General features: G+C 42.0%; 18 protein-coding genes and 1 pseudogene. 6 read left to right on the top strand and 13 right to left on the bottom strand.

Translation table 11 applies throughout. The features are described 5' to 3' along the window. Positions 1-119 precede the first annotated feature (119 nt). The gene (locus V7K76_RS08610) at positions 120-899 is read right to left on the bottom strand and encodes an MBL fold metallo-hydrolase (RefSeq protein ID WP_334776076.1); all 780 of its coding nucleotides are present in this window, start codon (positions 897-899) and stop codon (positions 120-122) included. Positions 900-1,068: 169 nt separating this feature from the next. On the opposite strand from V7K76_RS08610, the gene V7K76_RS08605 reads away from it, so the two are divergent. After that, complete coding sequence (locus tag V7K76_RS08605) at positions 1,069-1,962, top strand: alpha/beta fold hydrolase (protein ID WP_334776075.1); 894 nt, start codon at positions 1,069-1,071, stop codon at positions 1,960-1,962. Between the two features lie 125 nt (positions 1,963-2,087). After that, on the top strand, positions 2,088-3,152 hold the full coding sequence (locus V7K76_RS08600) for a serine/threonine protein kinase (protein WP_334776074.1): 1,065 nt from the start codon (positions 2,088-2,090) through the stop codon (positions 3,150-3,152). 55 nt (positions 3,153-3,207) lie between these two features. Here V7K76_RS08600 and V7K76_RS08595 read toward each other — a convergent pair whose 3' ends face one another. The 6 genes and pseudogenes from V7K76_RS08595 to efeU all read right to left on the bottom strand — a co-directional run bounded on the left by V7K76_RS08595 (position 3,208) and on the right by efeU (position 10,556). Further along, positions 3,208-4,053 carry a Uma2 family endonuclease gene (locus tag V7K76_RS08595; RefSeq protein WP_334776073.1) on the bottom strand — a complete coding sequence of 282 codons (846 nt, stop codon included), beginning with the start codon at positions 4,051-4,053 and terminating at the stop codon, positions 3,208-3,210. A 274-nt stretch (positions 4,054-4,327) separates the two neighbouring features. Further along, a complete protein-coding gene (locus V7K76_RS08590; RefSeq protein WP_334776072.1) occupies positions 4,328-4,945 on the bottom strand; it encodes a hypothetical protein in 618 nt (205 codons plus the stop codon). A 156-nt stretch (positions 4,946-5,101) separates the two neighbouring features. Further along, a pseudogene (locus V7K76_RS08585) lies at positions 5,102-6,327 on the bottom strand (ISL3 family transposase). A 688-nt stretch (positions 6,328-7,015) separates the two neighbouring features. Continuing rightward, on the bottom strand, positions 7,016-8,284 hold the full coding sequence (gene efeB / locus V7K76_RS08580; RefSeq protein ID WP_334776071.1) for an iron uptake transporter deferrochelatase/peroxidase subunit: 1,269 nt from the start codon (positions 8,282-8,284) through the stop codon (positions 7,016-7,018). A 219-nt stretch (positions 8,285-8,503) separates the two neighbouring features. After that, entirely contained in the window at positions 8,504-9,691 is a 1,188-nt protein-coding gene (gene efeO / locus V7K76_RS08575; protein ID WP_334776070.1) for an iron uptake system protein EfeO, read from the bottom strand. Positions 9,692-9,722: 31 nt separating this feature from the next. Then, positions 9,723-10,556 carry an iron uptake transporter permease EfeU gene (gene efeU / locus V7K76_RS08570; RefSeq protein WP_334776069.1) on the bottom strand — a complete coding sequence of 278 codons (834 nt, stop codon included), beginning with the start codon at positions 10,554-10,556 and terminating at the stop codon, positions 9,723-9,725. A 456-nt stretch (positions 10,557-11,012) separates the two neighbouring features. Here efeU and V7K76_RS08565 point away from each other — a divergent pair, with 456 nt between their 5' ends. Further along, positions 11,013-12,473 (top strand): glycosyltransferase family 87 protein, encoded by a 1,461-nt coding sequence (locus V7K76_RS08565; RefSeq protein ID WP_334776068.1) that lies wholly within the window; start codon positions 11,013-11,015, stop codon positions 12,471-12,473. 308 nt (positions 12,474-12,781) lie between these two features. Here V7K76_RS08565 and V7K76_RS08560 read toward each other — a convergent pair whose 3' ends face one another. The 4 genes from V7K76_RS08560 to V7K76_RS08545 all read right to left on the bottom strand — a co-directional run bounded on the left by V7K76_RS08560 (position 12,782) and on the right by V7K76_RS08545 (position 16,278). Beyond that, positions 12,782-14,044 carry an MFS transporter gene (locus tag V7K76_RS08560; RefSeq protein ID WP_334776067.1) on the bottom strand — a complete coding sequence of 421 codons (1,263 nt, stop codon included), beginning with the start codon at positions 14,042-14,044 and terminating at the stop codon, positions 12,782-12,784. After that, on the bottom strand, positions 14,010-14,483 hold the full coding sequence (locus tag V7K76_RS08555; RefSeq protein WP_334776066.1) for a MarR family winged helix-turn-helix transcriptional regulator: 474 nt from the start codon (positions 14,481-14,483) through the stop codon (positions 14,010-14,012). Before V7K76_RS08555 ends, V7K76_RS08560 begins: the two co-directional genes overlap by 35 nt. Before the next feature lie 132 nt (positions 14,484-14,615). Next, positions 14,616-15,470, bottom strand: coding sequence for an ABC transporter permease (locus V7K76_RS08550; RefSeq protein WP_334950779.1), 855 nt, complete (start codon positions 15,468-15,470; stop codon positions 14,616-14,618). Then, the gene (locus V7K76_RS08545) at positions 15,427-16,278 is read right to left on the bottom strand and encodes an ABC transporter ATP-binding protein (protein WP_334950781.1); all 852 of its coding nucleotides are present in this window, start codon (positions 16,276-16,278) and stop codon (positions 15,427-15,429) included. Before V7K76_RS08545 ends, V7K76_RS08550 begins: the two co-directional genes overlap by 44 nt. Before the next feature lie 208 nt (positions 16,279-16,486). Here V7K76_RS08545 and V7K76_RS08540 point away from each other — a divergent pair, with 208 nt between their 5' ends. Together V7K76_RS08540 and V7K76_RS08535 are read left to right on the top strand one after the other, a co-directional pair. Continuing rightward, positions 16,487-16,624 (top strand): DUF6888 family protein, encoded by a 138-nt coding sequence (locus V7K76_RS08540; RefSeq protein WP_334950783.1) that lies wholly within the window; start codon positions 16,487-16,489, stop codon positions 16,622-16,624. Positions 16,625-16,661: 37 nt separating this feature from the next. Continuing rightward, positions 16,662-16,916: a DUF6887 family protein gene (locus V7K76_RS08535; RefSeq protein WP_334950785.1), complete on the top strand. Its 255-nt coding sequence runs from the start codon at positions 16,662-16,664 to the stop codon at positions 16,914-16,916. Here the strand turns inward: V7K76_RS08535 and V7K76_RS08530 are convergent, their stop codons facing one another. Continuing rightward, positions 16,917-17,276: a UPF0175 family protein gene (locus V7K76_RS08530; protein WP_442936174.1), complete on the bottom strand. Its 360-nt coding sequence runs from the start codon at positions 17,274-17,276 to the stop codon at positions 16,917-16,919. Positions 17,277-17,614: 338 nt separating this feature from the next. Continuing rightward, positions 17,615-17,863, bottom strand: a complete 249-nt coding sequence (locus tag V7K76_RS08525; RefSeq protein WP_334950787.1) for a hypothetical protein — start codon at positions 17,861-17,863, stop codon at positions 17,615-17,617. Between the two features lie 281 nt (positions 17,864-18,144). Between V7K76_RS08525 and V7K76_RS08520 the strand changes: the two genes are divergently transcribed. Further along, positions 18,145-18,519, top strand: a complete 375-nt coding sequence (locus V7K76_RS08520) for a hypothetical protein (RefSeq protein ID WP_334950789.1) — start codon at positions 18,145-18,147, stop codon at positions 18,517-18,519. The last annotated feature ends 61 nt before the right edge of the window (positions 18,520-18,580 follow it).

Below are 18,580 nucleotides of genomic sequence, written 5' to 3'. Positions count from 1 at the left end.
CGCGGCTACACAGGCAAAACCCACCGACCTGGGTTAAAAACTCTTGATTTTCTCTTAGTCCACGGAGGTGGACTTTGTTTGTATAGCCGCGATTTCTAATCGCCAGCGCTAGGTACAACTTAGATTGCTAATGCTCGTTTTTCTAATGGTAGTTCAAAGCGATCGCCTGGTTTCGGTTCAAGTACCCGCGTCGCCAGATTGTTTTTCTCTAGTAACGAGCGAAATTCCTCAGCATTTCCTTTAGTTTGAATAAATTTCATCAGCAATCCTTCAAAGTCCACATCCCCACCTGCTGCTGTCGGTATTATTACTTGAGGCTGTAATGATTTTACTACTTCTAAAGCACTATTTTGTCCTTTAATAATCGGCCCAAGCAAAGGAAGCGTCATGTCAACAAACGGTGTAATCACGACATCGATAGGTGCAGCTTGCTGAAGTTGTGGAGAATGATACCCGTGAGGTTCGTAGTATACAGTTAAACCACTCTCTAAATCTTTCAGGAGATAACTATTTTCTACCAGAGTCGGGCCAATGGGAGAGCCGGGGAAAGCCTTGATTTCAACTTGATTATCTAAAGTGAAAGTTTCACCGTGAGCCAATACTGTAACTTGGGTGTAACCTAACTGCTGTACTACCTTGGCAGCATTGGGAGAAGCTACAACCTTGATGCTGTGGTCGAGTAGCTTAAGGGTTGGTGGGTGTGCATGGTCTTCTAAACCCTGAGACAGCAGGATCAAATCAATATTATCTGGAATTGGGCGGTTTTGCGATCGCGAACCTTTAAATAACCAATCCAAATTACTGAAAATTAATGAACCAACCAGCCAAGGGTCAATTAATATTCGTTTACCGCTAATTTCCAGTAACCAAGAGTTACTGTCGAACCAAGTTAAAAACATAAGTTTTGTGAAGATAACGCCTCTCTTTATTATCAATCGTGTCAGCTTTTTTGCGAGTGTCGAGGCTAATAAGCTGTTGCGCCTTTAATTTGCACTACTCAGCACTCATCACTCAGATTTCAGTCAGAGAACATTACTATATTAAAGAAACACTTTATTAATCTTCATAATGACTGTAACGACACAGCAGCTTGCAACTCAAGACGCCTTTGAAAAATTCATTTGGACTTGGCAAGGTTACAAGATTCAGTATACTGTTATGGGTACAGGACAGCCTTTGGTACTGGTTCACGGCTTTGGTGCTTCCATTGGACACTGGCGCAAAAATATCCCAGTTTTAGCTGATGCTGGCTACCAGGTGTTTGCCATAGACCTTTTGGGTTTTGGTGGTTCTGATAAAGCGCCCATTGATTACAGTGTAGAAGTTTGGGTGGAACTGCTAAAAGATTTTTGCACAGCACATATAAACGAACCAGCTGTATTTATTGGCAACTCCATCGGCGCACTTTTGAGCTTGATTGTATTGGTAGAATATCCAGAAATTGCTGCTGGTGGTATTTTAATTAACTCTGCGGGTGGGTTAAGTCATCGTTCTCACGAATTGAACCCGCCGCTACGGATGGTGATGGCAGCTTTTAATCGGTTTGTGCGATCGCCAATTACAGGTAAATTTGTCTATAACCGCATCCGCCAAAAAGCCCAAATTCGCCGCACCCTCTACCAAGTTTACCGCGATCGCCAAGCCGTCACCGATGAATTAGTTGATTTACTTTATACTCCCTCTTGTGACCCAGGAGCGCAACAAGTCTTCGCCTCCATTCTCACAGCCCCGCCTGGCCCCAGTCCAGAGGAACTTTTGCCCAAAGTAGAACGTCCTTTATTAGTAATTTGGGGTGCTGACGATCCCTGGACACCAATTACCGGGGCAAAGATTTACGAAAAGGCGCGTGAGAATGGCAAAGAAATTAAAATTGTTCCCATTCCCAATGTCGGTCATTGTCCCCACGATGAGGTTCCAGATGTTGTCAATGCCCAGATTGTTGATTGGCTAGCGCAAAGGTGATAATTTCGCCTTTCTGCTAATGTGCCTTAGCCCAAACAGGAGAAACATGGGGCTAACAATCTGGGTGAACGGATCTAAGTTTTTTAATTACACCTTGACAAAATCAAACTCATCTGGTGTTTATAATGGAGCTTGGTGTGCAAAATGGACATAAAAGGGTAATTCCCTTAAATCACCATCCAGATTTTTCTCAACAAGGCTATCAAGTCATCACCGAACTAGGACGCAATAGTGAAGGGGGACGCATTGCTTACCTAGCTAATGTCCTCAACTCTAGTCAACAGGTGGTGATTAAAGAGTTTTGTTTTACTCGTGCAAGTGCTGATTTATCAGGAGTGAAAGCATATCAGCGCGAAATTGAAATCTTGCAACAACTGAATCATTCCCGCATCCCTCGCTATATAGATTCCTTTGAAATCCCAGGGGTTTTTTATCTGGTACAGGAATATAAAAATGCCCCATCCTTGGGTTCAAAACGCAGCTTTCATCCTGAAGAAATTAAGCAAATTGCTCTGTCAATCTTAGAGATTTTAGTTTATTTACAAAAGCAAGTTCCTCCAATTATTCATCGGGATATTAAGCCAGAGAATATTTTGGTTGATGAACAACTCAATGCTTATCTGGTTGATTTTGGTTTAGCGAGAATGCAGGGTACAAAAATAGCCCTGAGCAGCTTTGTAGCTGGAACCCCAGGTTTTATGCCACCAGAGGAACAGTTTGGTCATACCCTGACTGAGGCATCAGATTTATATAGTTTAGGAGCAACCCTAATTTGCTTACTTACTAATACCCGTTCTGTTGACATTGGGAAATTAATTGATGATAACTATCGCTTTAATTTCCAAAAATTAGTTCCTCAAATCAGTCCACATTTTCGGTCGTGGTTAATGAAAATGGTAGAACGCAACCGAAAACGTCGCTATGCCAATGCATCTGTTGCTTTAAAAACACTTCAGGCAATTGAAGTTGTTGGTACTGCCACTAAGATAGATACTTTAGTCAGTACAATCAAACCGAGAAAACAAACGACTGTGCTGGGACTAGCCACTGTAGTTATGCTGGCTGTGCTGGGTTCAACTTTAGTGAGTTGTCAGCCTAGTGGTGTAGTTAGGCAATTCCTAAAAGCTACAGAATGTCAAGGCTTTGATTTCAGATCAAGTTGCCAAGAAAAAACCAGACATGAAGATTAGTTAGGTCGCTTCCGGCGAAAGATTACAGCACTTTTCATCGGAATTACAAAATTACTCACAACAAATCTGGATTCTCACCCAATTCTCTTAATTTAGCCGCTAAACGTTCGGCTCTTGCTTTTGTTTCTTCCTCTCGTGCTTTTGTTTCTTCCTCCCGTGCTTTCGCTTCTTCCTCCCGTGCTTTCGCTTCTTCCTCCCGTGCTTTCGCTTCTTCCTCCCGTGCTTTCGCTTCTTCCTCCCGTGCTTTTGCAGCTTCTTCTGGTAACAAAACTAAATTGCCTGCTACATCATAAAATCGCAACCAAATCGCCGTTTCTCTGTCTATGGTTCCTTCCCAAGTTCCCAACCAGAAATTTAAACGTCTACACCATAGCCAATTGCGCTCATTTGAAGTCAAAGGTTGGTATTGTTGATTATCATCTAAATGCCATCCCTGCAAAGAATTAGGATCAAAGGGGTCATAGACAAAATAATCTGAGGTATGAAAAGTTTGTTCGTAAAGATTTTTCTTAATGCTTTTGTCTATTGCTGCGGTTGATGGTGACATTAATTCCACAATTACGTCAGGATAACGCCCATTTTCTTCCCACACTACCCAACCTTGTCTGGAGTTATTACCGTCAACATTCAGCACGGCAAAAAAATCTGGCCCGCGAAAGTCACGGTTACGAACTTGGGTACTGCTGTAGTAAATAAACATATTTCCCCCAGTAAAATAATCATTGCGATCAGTCCAAGCCTGCTGCAATGACCGAATGAGGACATTCATAGCAATCCGGTGGCGATTAGATTCCAAGGGTTCACCATCATCAAATATTAAATCTGTAGGTGGCATGGGGGGTTCCCAATCCACAACGGCTGTAGGTTGCAATATCGCTGCTGGATTATTTTCAGTAGTCATGAGCGATCGCCTTTTGTCATTAAGCCTTAAAATTCCATCTTAATCTGGGGATTGGGGACTGGGGACTGGGGAAAGAATCTGCTTAAAAATTAGATTTTTTATAATTTATCCGTCGCTTAAATCTTGAAATGACCAAACTACCTTAAACACTTGAGAATTTTCTCAACTATTTTCGAGATTCTAAAAAACCTACCCTTGAAAGCAGTCCCCAGTCCCCAGTCCCCAGTCCCCAGTCCCCAGTCCCCAGTCCCCAGTCCCTAGTCCTCTGCCCCCTTCACGCTGCCAATTCTGAAAGGCGTAAACCAGTGATATTCTCGCAGGAAAAAGTTTCTTTACCCGTCCATTTGCGGCAGATTAGCTCTATAATTTGGCCTGCCCAATTGCGGAAAAACCATTGGCATAAAGAGCCATCTTCTTGAGGAGTCATAGATAGAGGAATAAAGCCTTTTTTCTGCCACACGTCTGCTGCTACATAAATATCATCAACAATAATGGCAACATGATGGACAGTATTAAAACCTTGCTGCTGGAATAAGCTAGCGATCTGTTCATCTGGTGTGTTAGGTGCAAGCAGTACCAAAATCATGCCTGACGGCATTAAGGCTGAGAGAAAGTACATGCTAGCATCTTCAGGCAATAGGTTTTCCTCTGGACAAAAATCATCAGGCCACTTTCCTGGCCCTTCCGTGATTTTGGCATCATAGTTGACCAGAGTTTTAGCGTAGTCGGTGAGAGTTTCTGAATCAGAAAATAACAGTACATAGTGATCTACAACAACTAGTTCACCAAATAGATGTATGCAAAAAGATGAGTTTAAAAATTCTGGAGTTTTGCATTCTTGTTTATACAAGAGCAATCCGTCAGTTTCTACAAAAGGCGACTCTTTATTCATCGAAGTCTCCTAAGTTGAAACCTTCTACAGCGTCTAATGAAAGGTTATTGCTCATAATGCTTGCCTATAAAAACGATCTTGGTATTTAATATTGTGGCTTACAAACTGGGCTTGCAACAATAATCATAACTAAGATTACTGGCTCTTCGGTTACTTTTATGGAGAATTAATACTAAAGTGCCAGTTTAATAAACTTCGTAATCTAAAATTACTAAAGTTCCGAAAGCCGTATCCAAGCCTTTTAATTAACTTAACTTTAGTTTATTATTAATTCCTTCCACAGTACCACTAGTGGTTCTGCCGTCAAAGTAACCGACTATTTCACCAAACCATCTAACGATTGTACCTATACTTTTCGGAAAATATGAAAGAGCATTATACATCCAATCCAGTAGTTTTATTATACTATCTCCCCAAGATTTAGTTGTTTCAAATATATCTCGGAATTCTTCTTTAAGAGCGTGCATTTTAGCGAGATTTGGTGACACATCCTGAACAGATTTTAATTTTTCTTTTTGCTTCTCATTGAGAGAGATTTCATTTTTAATTAAACTATATTTACTTTTGTTTAACGCTTCTAATATTCGCGATTTTTCTGATTTATTATCTAGTGACATGGCTGCCTTTTTCTCAGTTTTACGCATAGTATCTAATTCCTCATTTACCTGTTTCATTACATGAAATCTATCAGCAGTTATATTAGCTTTATTGCTTAACTCTTCTACTAAATTTTTATAAGGTGACCAGAGATCAATGCTCACTTCTTCAATTCTATTAAGTACCTCAACTCCCCAACCAACAAGTACTTTACGGATATCTTCTATTCGCCTTGATTCCACTATCTCAATTGGCTTATGAGTATCTAAATCCACTAATACTGCTAGATAGTTTCCTTGTCCTTTCACTAAAGCAATCTCATCCATACCTAACTTTTTTAACTGACTTAAGTTAATGTTTAATATTTGCGATACTTGCTTTTTTAACATTGATTCTACTTCTTCATCACTGAGGCCGTTTCTTTCAGCAACACTATGGATATTACTATTTAATACTTGTTGAACTATGTCTGTTGCTAATCTTTTAGTATATCCTTTACTTTTATCTACAAAATCTAGGCTTTCGCTAAAGACTTTTTTACATTTATGACATTTAAATTGGCGACGATTTATTTTTAATAGCACTGGTTTTTTACTCCAAGGTAAATCATGAATCATCCGCCAATGACTTTGATGTATACTGTGAGTAATTTTTCCACAGTCAGGACAAGTCGAATAATTCACATCTTTTTCTATCGTTATAATTATTTCTTCCCCAACAAGTTCTTGAAAATCTAATACTTTCATCTCGGTCAGATTCAAGATTTGCTCTACAGGAAGCTTCATGGTCTACACCTAAAACTTTACGATTTTATAATATAAGTTATAATTCTGGTGTTTTTAAACTATTCTTAATATCTCTTAAATACCTATCAAATGGATATTGCAGGCATTAATATCACTAAATTTTACTCAATATAATTAAATTATTTTTAATAATCTCCATAAAAGTAACCGAAGAGCCAGATTACTTTCGGTCAATCTCAAGCATTAGTGGTAAATCTGTAAATGACGCGATCGCATTTGCAGAATCCCTGTGATTGCAAGCTGTTAACCATCGTCGCGGGGAGCAAATTTGACAATGGCATTGTGTAATTAATTTTGCGATCGCTTTGTTGAGTGTCTATTCAAATATCAGCATACTTCCAGTGAAGGCAATCATAATCAGCACCAGTCCAACGCCTAAGCCGATGTAACGGTGTAAAGAAAATGTCAGGGTTAAAAGGGCGGTTAGAAACCTCGTCTACACGAGACTTTACCCACCTCCGTGGGTTATAAAAAGCTTTATTCTCTCTTAGTCTAGGCTAAAATGTAGTAAAAAAATTGTAGGTTGGGTGGAGGCTTTGCGTAACCCAACATCCTGATAATCAGTTGGGTTGCGCTCCGCTCCACCCAACCTACGTCTAATGCACTGTACGGAAATCGAGCCAACTATCACCACAATCAAAAACTCACCGATTGGAAATCCCTAAATCTATACCGTTGATGCTTCAAGTAATGGTTGACCGAGATAACTACCCTCGGCTTTAACGCCAGGCAAAGCAAAGAAATATCCACCACCAATGGGGCGAATATACTCCTCCAGTGGTTCCCCATTCAAACGATTTTGCACTGTCACAAACCCCTTTTCTAAATCAGCTTGAAAACAGACAAATAACAAACCCATATCTAACTGTCCAGCTTTGTCAAACCCGCGTGAATAATTGAAACCACGCCGCAGAATCAAACTCGACTCTGATTTGCGTGGATTAGCAAGGCGGATATGAGCATCTAGACGGATTTTTTCACCTTTAGGATCTTGAGCATAATTGGGAATATCTTTCTCGTGATTCATCCCCAAGGGTGCGCCAGAGTCCTTACTGCGTCCAATAATTGTCTGTTGCTCCTGTAGTGGTGTACGATCCCAGTGTTCGACTAAGTTGCGGATCACTCGCACCACTTGATAGCTTCCCCCTACTGTCCAAGCTGGTTCGCTGCTGTTTGGCTGTACCCAGACAATCCGGTTCATCAACTTTTCATCGCTAGCATCTAGGTTTGCTGTGCCATCTTTGAAACCAAGTAGGTTTCGCACTGTGGTTTTGCCAAGCTTTTTATGAGTATTCGGCGGCAGAAAACCTTCTATTTGCCAGCGCAGAGTGATCAAGTCAGGCAAATTCTTGATAATATCCCGTAAAGCGTGGATGTTCGCTTCCTCTGTGTTGGCACAAAATTGTAGCAGTATATCCCCATGACACAAATCTGGGTCAAGTTGATCATTGGAAAAACCTGGCATAGTAGTTAAACGCTTGGGTTTTAATTTGCCAAGTCCAAAACGGTTATCGAACAGCGAGTCACCCACTGCTAGGGTGATGCTGAGGTTATTGGGAACCACTACAGGGCCAAGAATTCCCGAATCACTGGGCGGAAATTTGGGGTCGCGTGATTTGGGTGTTCCCCCTGCCATGAGAAACTGAATGCGATCGCTCAGAGTTTTAAATAATCGCACCAAATCCGCTTTAGTTGTAGCAGTTGTGTCAAATGCCACCATGAGGGCAGAAGCCTGGGCAGGGGTAATAATACCTGCTTGGTGAATACCAAAAAACGGCACAGTCTCTTCAGATGGGTCTTCGGTAGTTTCCGAAGCAGCGTGATAACCCAAACTGGTCAAAGCTGCTACTCCTCCTGCTGCGGCCATACCGATGAGCAAGTCACGACGGCGGATGCGGGGAGTAATACGTAAAGTTGGTTGCTCTGAACTAGACATAGTTTCCTCCTCTAGGAATGATTGAAAAAGGGAATGGGGACTGGGGATTAGGGACTGGGGACTGGGAAAATTGTTCGGGGATTCAGACCACTACCCAAGTTTTAAAGAAAACTCTTCCTAGTCCCCAGTAAAGAGTCCCCAGTAAAGAGTCCCGGAGCGCCATTCCTAAGAGACAAGATATGCCGAAGTCGGGGAATCCTGGCGCGACCCGTTGATAAATTACTCAACTCCCAAAGTGCCACGCAGTTGAGACAAATCTTCAGCAAGAGATGCGATCGCTGTTTTCATCTCTTTCTTGTCTGTTTCACTCACCTTGTCGTAGTTCGCAAAACCACCATCAGGGGTTTTGTATTTAGCAAGTTGTTGGTCAACTTTGGTGAAATTTGCATCCACACGCCCCAATAGTTCGGGGTTGGCTTTTTGGATGGCGGGGCGCAATAACTCCACAATCTTTTGGGAACCATCGACATTGGCGCTGAAGTCCCAGAGGTCAGTACGGCTGTAACGGTCTTCTTCTCCAGAAATCTTGGTTTTACCCACTTCTTCAATCAAGTCAGCAGCACCGCCAACCATGTTTTTCGGTTCAATGGTCAAGGTGGCAATGCGCTTTTGTAAATCTAGTGCATCTTTCTGTAGCTTTTCGGCATAGGGTTTCATGCCTTTTGTCGTTTTGTCCTGGAATAAAGCTTTCTCTAGGCGATGGTATCCGGCGAATTGTGGGTCAGCCTCTTTTTTGGCAAAGTCATCAGCACGAGAATCCATGCTTTTGTCGAGGTCGGAGAACAATTCAGCTACCGGTTCTGTGCGTTCATAGTGAACATGGGCAGATGCATAACTTTTCTGAGCCTTGGCAAGGTCGCCAGCAATCACGGCATCTGTCAATATCTTGGTTTTAGTAACTAGTTGGTCAATTTCTTTAGTGATGTAGACTTTATATTCTGCGATCGCACCGACTAATTGACCTTGATCTACAGTCCCTTTAGCTTGAGAATCTCCTCCAGCCTTGACTGTAAGTTTCCCTTTGGGATTGCTGCGTAAACCGCAAGCCATATCATACTCACCCGGTTCTAGATTGGCTTTGAGTTTTTGAACGAATCCAGGAGCAATATTTTCCTTTTCCTCAACGACTTTCACCCCAGACAATATCTCCCATTCCACAGGTTTGCTGCTTTTGTTGGTCAGCACAAAGCTGTTTTGCCCAGATGTTACTGACAGCTGATTGGGTTCGCAACCTTGATCTGTCACAGCCAAAGCAGTTTCCGGAGAATTGTTAGCAGAGGTATCACTAGCTACTTTCGCCTCTGGAGTATTACTCGCGGCAGTATCGCTTGATTTGTTCGATTCACAGGCAGCTACTGTCAAGGCAATTAGACAGATAATTGTTGAGTACTTTAAAACATTTTTCATTGTTGTCTTTTCCTAAAAGTTATTGAAGTAGCTAAGAATGACTTGCTGTACTCTTCTGTCTGGCGTTATCCCCTAAGAAGAACAGTGACATGGTAGGAATTAGATAGCCAAAATAGGCGATCGCCTCGCTAACTGTGGGGGCATCGTTATAGCCAAAAAATCCTGCCAAAAGTGAACCGAGAAAGCCGTTATTGGGAAGTACCCCGCTAGCATCAAATACTACTGTTTGCAGTAAATTCCACACTCCGGCTTCATGAAAAGCTCTTACCCCACTTCCTAAAAGTCCAGCCGCAACCAGGATAATGAAGGCTCCTGTCCATTTAAAAAATCGCCTCAAGTTGATCCGGATACCACCCTGATAGATGCCGACACCAACGGCTAATGCGGCTGCATATCCAAACAATGCCCCCACGGGAGCTTGAATTCCCAAATTTTGCTGGAATGTGGCTAGCAAAAACACTACTGTTTCCAGACCTTCCCGCAGTACTGCAAAGAATGACATCCAAACTAGTGCTATACCCCATTTATCTCCCGACTGAATGGCAGTTTCAATTTGAGACTGTAACTCGCCTTTCATCGAACGAGCCGCCCGACGCATCCAGAAAACCATCCAGGTGAGAACCCCAACTGCGACGATGGAAATTACCCCTTCAAATAGTTCCTGTTGTTTCTGCGGAAACTCCCGACTGGTTATTTGCAAAATAATCCCAGCTGCTAAACAAATAAGAGTTGCTAGTGCGATGCCAATCCAAACTGACTTCATCAAATGGGTACGCCCAGTTTGCTTGAGATAACTGGCAATTATCCCCACGACAAGTGCAGCTTCAACGCCCTCTCGGAACATGATCAAGAAGGGAAAAAGCATGGATAACCTTATTAACTATAGTTACTATCAAATCATCATGAGAATGATAACTTACTTGAGAACATTTGTATATAAGTGCAAGTTAAAAAATCTCTAACATCCTAAAAGAATAAATTTTCCGATCAAGGACTGTAACAGTTAACAACGAGATCCCCGACTTCTCTAAGAAGTCGGGGATCTGAGTCTTATGATTGCTATATATCCCAATCGACAGCGTAATATGTGTGCGATCGCCTAGACGCAACTCTTGAAGTTGAGTTTGAGTCACAAACAATAGACATAGGAGTGAAAACGCTGCAAAAAATCTAGCAAGTTTAGTCAATAGACCTCCTCCCTACTCCCTACTCCCGCCCCGAAGGGGTAAATTGATCATTAATATACCAAGGTATATTCGGTTACGAATAAATTCAGAGATATTATGTAGGATATACAGAAATAATTCGTGAGATCATTCTAATGATAAGCTTTGGCTTTTGGAACATATTTATAGTAATTGTAGTTGCTTTAGTTCTCAAAAATAATTGGCGATTAGATGATGGGAAGGCAGTGTGGAAAAATTCTTTATTCTTAAAATCTTCTGTAATCCAACGGTTGATGCAATTTTTACGTCAACCAATTGTTAACTTTCTGATCCAAGCAAGTGTTGTATTAGTCGTTACAAGATTCCTTTGTTATACTGGTTGGCTAGTTTATTTACTAAATCAACCAGATCCACCTTTATGGGATTTTAAGTGGTTTTATGTGGCGAGTAAACTGGCTCATCAGCATTTGAGTCCCTTTAATGTCGAGATTTTTAACCAAAGTTTCTGTACCCTAACTAAGGTGTGTGGATTTATTCCACCCTTTGTCTATCCACCTAATATTATTCCTCTGATCTGGTTTCTCGGTTATTTTTCGATCAATACTGCATTTACAATCTGGATTGCAATGCATATATTAGCAATCGGTTTGGCCTTATGGGGAGCGAATATCCTGCTGGAGTCAAAGTCGCCAGCTTTCAGAACTATTTGCACAATCTCGGTTGCCTTGATTTATGGCTTAGTTTACGATCTTCAAGTTGGGAATATTGCGATTTTCGTTGTAGTTTTGATCTTATGGATGTTTATCTTGGCTAGAAAACATCAGGATATTCCAGCCGGAATTTGCTTAGGTATTGCCGTTTGTAAACCAACATTAGCTGTATTATTCATTCTGTATTTTCTACTTAAAAGACGGTTTTCTCTAGTTTTTGTATGTGTTGTCACAGGAACTTCTCTAATATTTTTAGGTCTAGCCTTGACGGGCAATTCTTTGACACAATTCCTACCAGATGTAAGTCGTGGATTTTCACTCTGGCTAAATGATCCATCGAATAGTCCCTATCTTTCGATTAGTCGCCTTGATTTGATGGTTGTGGGGCCAAGATTATTCCCCAATAATCCATTGCTGGCAAAGCTATTCTCAGACTTCATTGTTTTAATACTTGTTGGTTTGGTGGGTTTGTATTGGTATCTACAACAATCTCTCACAGCCTGGTCAAAGAAAATCTACTTATCAGAAATGGTACTAGTTTCTTGCTTGAGTATTGCCATCAATTATTCACAGCAAACTAGTTCTGTAATGTTGATACCTGCTGTTGTTTTTTTGCTAAATGATTTGCTGCATCAGATTAGGCATTGTACATTTTCCAGGAAAAGAATGTCTGTTTGGTTAGCAGGAGTTTGCTCTCTTGCTGTACAAACAGCAGTCATTCATGGCTGGGTTATCGGCTCTCTAGCAAAACGATGGAATGTAAAAGCAGGGGAATTGCCATACATCATGAAAGTGACTATTTTCGCTCTACCGAGTTATGCAATTTTAGCACTCACCGTAAGTATTGTAGTCTTAGCAATTAGTTCTCTGCGTCAAAAACAGGTTATAAATTTAGTTGCTCTGTAAACGGACTTGGTATTTCTTGCGCCCAACGAGAAAACCAGTCGCCTACGGCGGGAAACCCGCCTACACCGCTGGTTCACTGTGCCACGACGCTCGATGACTCGCTCTAAGCGTTCGCGCAGCGTCTCGTAGAGAAGCCATGCCGTTGGCGGAGCCTCTCGTAGAGAAGGCTTTACGCTGCGCTATCGTTATACATACATTTTTTTGCTTCTCCATAAATAAATTTAGGGGCTTGTATCATGAGTCGTTTTCGGTCATAAGTAAGTGGGTGTGAATAATTAAATTTACATTGCGTAACATAGTTTGATTTATTACTCTTGCAAAGCCCCTAACTTCCGAATTCCCGGCCAAATCGCGGCTGTAGCAATTACTACTAAAATTGTGCCAATTCCACCACCCACAACTGAAATCACCGGGCCAAATAAAGCCGCAGTTAAACCTGACTCAAAGCCTCCCAATTCATTGGAGGCACTAATAAATACGCTATTAATCGCAGCAACTCGACCACGTAAATGATCTGGTGTTCTGATTTGAACTAATGTATGGCGAATTACAACGCTAATACTATCTAGTGCGCCACCAAAGATCAGCATCAACATAGACAACCAAAAGGAATGAGAAAGTCCAAAGATAATTGTGACAACTCCAAAGCCAACCACTGACCACAATAAGGCTGGGCCTGCTTTGCGTAATGGTGGTAAATACGCCAGAGTAATAGCCATAGTCAAAGCACCGATGGAATGGGCTGCTTGTAGATATCCCAACTCCATTGGCCCCACATGTAAAATATCTTTGGCAAAAATGGGTAGCAAGGCGATCGCACCACCCAACAAGACAGCAAACATATCCAATGTAATCGCTGCTAAAATTAACTGATTCTGCCAAACAAATTTAGCACCAGCTGCAAGTGCTTGAAATGAGATTGGTTCCGTTGAGCGAGTACCTTTTTGCTCTTTGATCCCCAGTGTTAAAATAAAACACAGCAACGCAGCGATCGCAGCTAGCACATATACACCTGTAGCACTGCCGAACAGCGCAATCCCGAATCCCCCTAAGGCTGGGCCGATGACTGCGGCTAACTGAAAGCTACTACTATTCCAGGTGGCTGCATTGGTAAACGCACTGACAGGTATCAACTGCCACATCAGAGCATCACTAGCAGGTCTAAGGAAAGCCCTAGCGACACCTGTTAATAGCAAACAGGCGTAAGTTAGAAAAATTGCACCTTTTGTATAGGAAAGCACCCCCAAAGCCAGGGAGCAGAGAGCTAGCAACATCACCGACAGTAACATGATGAGTTTGCGATCGCGGCGATCGGCCACATGGCCGACAACTAAGGTGAGAGCAATCATCGGCAAGACTTGCGCCAGCCCGACACCACCTAAAGCGATCGCTGAGTTAGTCCGCTCATAGAGTTCCCAGCCGATGGCTACAGTTTGCATTTGCGATCCCACGGACAGCACCAGCCGTCCAATGGTAAATAGCCGATAGTCTCGAAACTTAAAGGCGGCAAAGGGATCGTGCTGTGCAACCTCGGAGTTATGGGGCTTTGAGTTCTGTTTTCTCGAAGACATTTTTTAGTAGAGTTAAGCCTTCTTCAATATTGGAAATTTGCTCTTCTGTCAGACCTTTTAACAAGTCGGTAATATGAGCGCGCGTTTGGTCTTGGGATTGCTTCAGATGATGCTTTCCATCTTCAGTTAAACTGAGCAGCACCCGCCGCCGCTCTTGAGGATGATCGCAGCGTTTTACGAAGTCGCGTTGTACCAAGCGTTCTATGGTTGCTGATGCGGTGGCAGAGGTGACACCTAAATTCTCTGCCAGGTCAGATAAGGAAGCGCCAGGATTACGGTTGATAAATGCTAGCGATCGCAACTGAGGTATAGATAAAAAAGCAGCGCTGTGGGCACGCATATCCGCTCGGATAAACCGCATCATTAATGGAACTGTTTCCATTACTCTAGCGGCACATTCTTCGGAAGTTGCACCTTGAGTAGGTTTATCCAAGGTCATGGGCTTGTTGTTCTCCTGATTACATCGCCACCACTGGATTGAGTCGTCTACCAATGATGGCTAAAATTATTAGCGTTAATAAGAGAATTGTACAATCCAGACCAAAGGGATAGCTGCTATTTCCATTGGGGGTTACATTGCTACCCGTGGATAAAGTCGTCCACCGATAGTAGCTAAGATGACTAATGTTAGTAAGAGAATTGCCAAATCCCAACCAAAACCATAAACGCTGACTCCATCCACTAGCATGGCGCTACGTAAGGCATCAACCTGATAAGTTAAGGGGTTCAAGTGGGAAATAAACTTTAACCAGTCGGGCATCATTGAGATTGGATAAATAGCATTGCTGGCAAAAAATAACGGCATGGTTAACATTTGTCCAATTCCGGTCATCCGCTCTCTGGTTTTTGCCAAACAGCCAATAATTAAGGAAAAAAGACAAAAACAAGCCGCCCCCAGCATTACGATCACTAGCACTTGCAGAAAAGCTAGAGGATGGAAATTTAATTTTACACCTAAGATAAAAGACAACACATAAATTACTGCTACCTGTGATAAGCAGCGTACCCCACACGCTAGAGCTTTACCCAAGACCATTGCTACACGAGGGGTAGGACTTGCAAGAAATTTATGTACAATCCCTAAATCTCGTTCCCAAATTAGTGTCATTCCCCCGGTAAAAATGGCCACATACAACACGCTTTGAGCGAGAATGCCAGCAGCCATAAAGTCTAAATATGGTAAGTTCCCGGTGGGAATTTCCCGAATTTTGGAGAACACTTGCCCAAAAATCAGCAACCATAATGACGGTTGTACCGATCTGACTATTAAATCAGTGGGATCGTGGCGGAGTTTACGCACTTCCAATTCTGCGATCGCCAGGGTTTTTGTAACTAGCTCTTTAATTGCAGAGATAAGATTGGCTCGGTGAGTCGGTGGTGATTTAACCCAACCGTTGAGCAGTACGTCTGGTTCTTGCTGTGTCACGGTAGTTGACTCCTGATGTTAACTGGTCGCCTGTATAGTAAATAAAGACATCATCCAAAGTTGCGTTTGGTTTATCTAAAGAAGCTTTTAAGTCCCTTGGTGTACCCGTGGTAACGACTTCACCTTGCTGCATAATCGCCACTCGGTTACACAGGCTATCTGCTTCTTCTAAAAAGTGGGTTGTTAAAAATATAGTTGTGCCGTAATCAACACAGAGTTGCTGTACAAGCTGCCATACTTGAGTTCGAGCAATGGGATCTAAGCCGACAGTCGGCTCATCAAGAAACAGAATTTGGGGTTGATGTAGAACTGAGACGGCGATTTCCAGTTTGCGGATCATCCCACCAGAGTAGTTTCTTACTAAGCGTTTTGCTGCATCTTGCAAACCCATGTATTCTAGAATTTCATAGATGCGGCGATCGCGTCCTTTGGCAGGTATGCCATAGAGCTTGGCAAAGATTAAGAGATTTTCGTAACCCGTGAGACTACCATCAGCAGAGAGCGCCTGGGGTACATAGCCGATAGCCCGTCTCACAGGATTAGATTGACGAGTCACATCATAGCCAGCTAGAGTTGCTGTTCCTGCACTGGGAGGCAGTAATGTTGTCAACATCTTAATAACTGTACTTTTCCCGGCTCCATTGGGGCCAAGCAGGCCAAATACTTCGCCCTGTTCCACAGATATGCTGAGGTTATTAACAGCTGTTAACTTACCAAAACGGCGCGTGAGTCCCTGAGTTTCCAAAATCAGTGGTTTTGGTTCGCTAGGAGGTTCTGACCGATTTATTTTTCCCGTCAGTATTGTCACAAGTTTGATGCACTTCCATTAATTAGTTAAACTAACTATTAGCTTCTCAATATATTTGTCTGAAGTCAATAGACTTGTTACAAAAATCTGAATCAGAGTAAAAAGGAACTCAGTAGAGTGGCGGCGAGGTTATTGATGGGCGAAGTATTACTGACAAATTAACCCCAAACACTTGCTAAGATAGCCAATAGGTGAAGAAATGTTCAGAATGCCTACTGCTGCCCAGCTAGAGAGTCTATACCGCATCGCCTATCAACTGACTTATGTTATGCTTCAGCCGATACATCTTGTTTGTGTTGATAATCGCACTCGGAATCTGTATTTATTAGCTGGTTATAGCGAATAACTGGAGTTTCAAATTCTACCCAACGGAGAGTTTGCTGATGAGCCGCATTAACTATGATGCAATGTCTAATGCTGAGTTAAGAGAGTATTTTCTCAAACATCGTAAAGATGAAGCTGCATTTCAGGCGTACTTAAACAGAATTAACCAACGTCCACTCAGAATTATTGCATCTCTCAACGACCCTGATTTTGATGAAAAGGTTCAGGTAGCTATTCGTCAAAAGTTAGAAGCTGCAAGAAATGTTAGCAACCAGCCATCTAACACAGCATTGGAGCCGCAAGATCAAGATTGATCACAGTCTACCCATCGCCCGCAAGTTCGTGATATCTTGTTCAAAATCCTCGACCCCATAATGCACTGAAATTTGACGACTTGCGAGTACATACTGAAATGCTATACGATTTATCCCTGCAAATCGGCTGGCTTGAGCAAGGGTTAACTTTTCTTTTTGAAAAAGCATCACTGCAATTTCCTGCTTCATTTCGCCTTCAGTCATCCGAGTTGCGGTTAATATTTCATTAGGAATGACGACGTTCATAATTACAATCCTTTCTATCACTACTATTCTAAGCAGCTTGGCGATCGCCAAATGATAATCAGGTATATTTGCAGGAGAGCATCCCAAATGTGCAAAAACCTTGATAGCCCTCATCCCCTGACCCCTTCTCCCAAAGATGGGAGAAGGGGAACTAGAATTATGTCTCCCCTCTCCCAAAGATGGGAGAGGGGCTGGGGGTGAGGGAAAAGATTTAAGCTCTCATTGGGATGCTCCCAATTTGCAGTCAGTATTTAAACCATCAGCAGGGTAAGTGTAGCCTTTTTGATCTACTACTGCGGCGAACCTAAGAAAGGCTTATGCTGATGAATTATGAAGCTCTGAGCGAAGTTCAGCCGTAGGTGATTGCTATTGATTATTGGAATACCTTATACAATAGCAGAAGAATAACCATAAACAGAAAAGCGGTTTTTTATCCGCTTTTCTGTTATTTTTTAAACTATGAAAGTATGCCCACAAGAAGGACATTGAGTTAATTTAGTAACTCCAAGTCCTGCAAGAGTAGCTCCAATAACCGCCCCTGGTATAGTTCCAGCAATTGCTCCCAAAGGCCCCATTGCGATTCCAATACCGGAACCAAGCCAAGCGCCAGTTGCAGCACCGGCGGCGGTAGCTCCAGCAGTTACTACATGATTAGTTGCTTCAAACTGATGGTTGCATTTTTCACAAACGACTTTAGCCATAAGCAGTTCCTCTCGGTTTATCTATAATTAGAATGCCCAAAAACAGCTACTGATTAAGATTAACGGTATAAATTAACATTTTTTATAGATTAAAATTGCTGATACATAAACTAGATTTTATTTTTGTAATAAAGCACGTCACTGCTTGCGGTGACGTGCTTTATAAATATTTGGCATAAAAAAGTTACAGAAAGTTCAGTACAGGGAACCCTAGTATAAGGGACACGAAGCACAAGTCGCCTCTTAATTTCTTTAAACTGCTGTAACTTTTTGTATGAGCTATGCAATTATCAATTAAGTCTCTTCTATCATGGCTGGAACGACTGCTGCCTTGGAATTTTCAAGCAATTCTGTTAGTTTTTCTATTGATATGGACTCCTTTACTTGCAAACACTACTTTGCAGGTTCAGCACTCTTGCAACCCGATGATTCATTGGTCTGGTGAATTTCCAGCAGAATGCAAACAAACACCAACTGAATCAAAATCTTCCATTAATCAGCAAAACAAAACTACTAAAACTAAACCGGACACTGAACCTAAAAGTGAAGTCTACAAGCCTCATATAGTTACGCTACATAAAAACAATCCTGAATTTGAAGAAGAAAGAGCAATCTTGGAAGCTATAGAACTCTTGCAAAAGTGTTTTGTGGTATAATAAGAAATTTGGCAATTTGTGATTAGGACTTTGAGTAGCAGTGAAAATAGAGAAAGCCAAA

The sequence above is a fragment of the Nostoc sp. genome (genome assembly GCF_036917975.1).
Classification (GTDB): domain Bacteria; phylum Cyanobacteriota; class Cyanobacteriia; order Cyanobacteriales; family Nostocaceae; genus Nostoc.
Note: the sequence above shows the minus strand (reverse complement) of the source record. Positions and strands in the feature narration are given on the sequence as shown.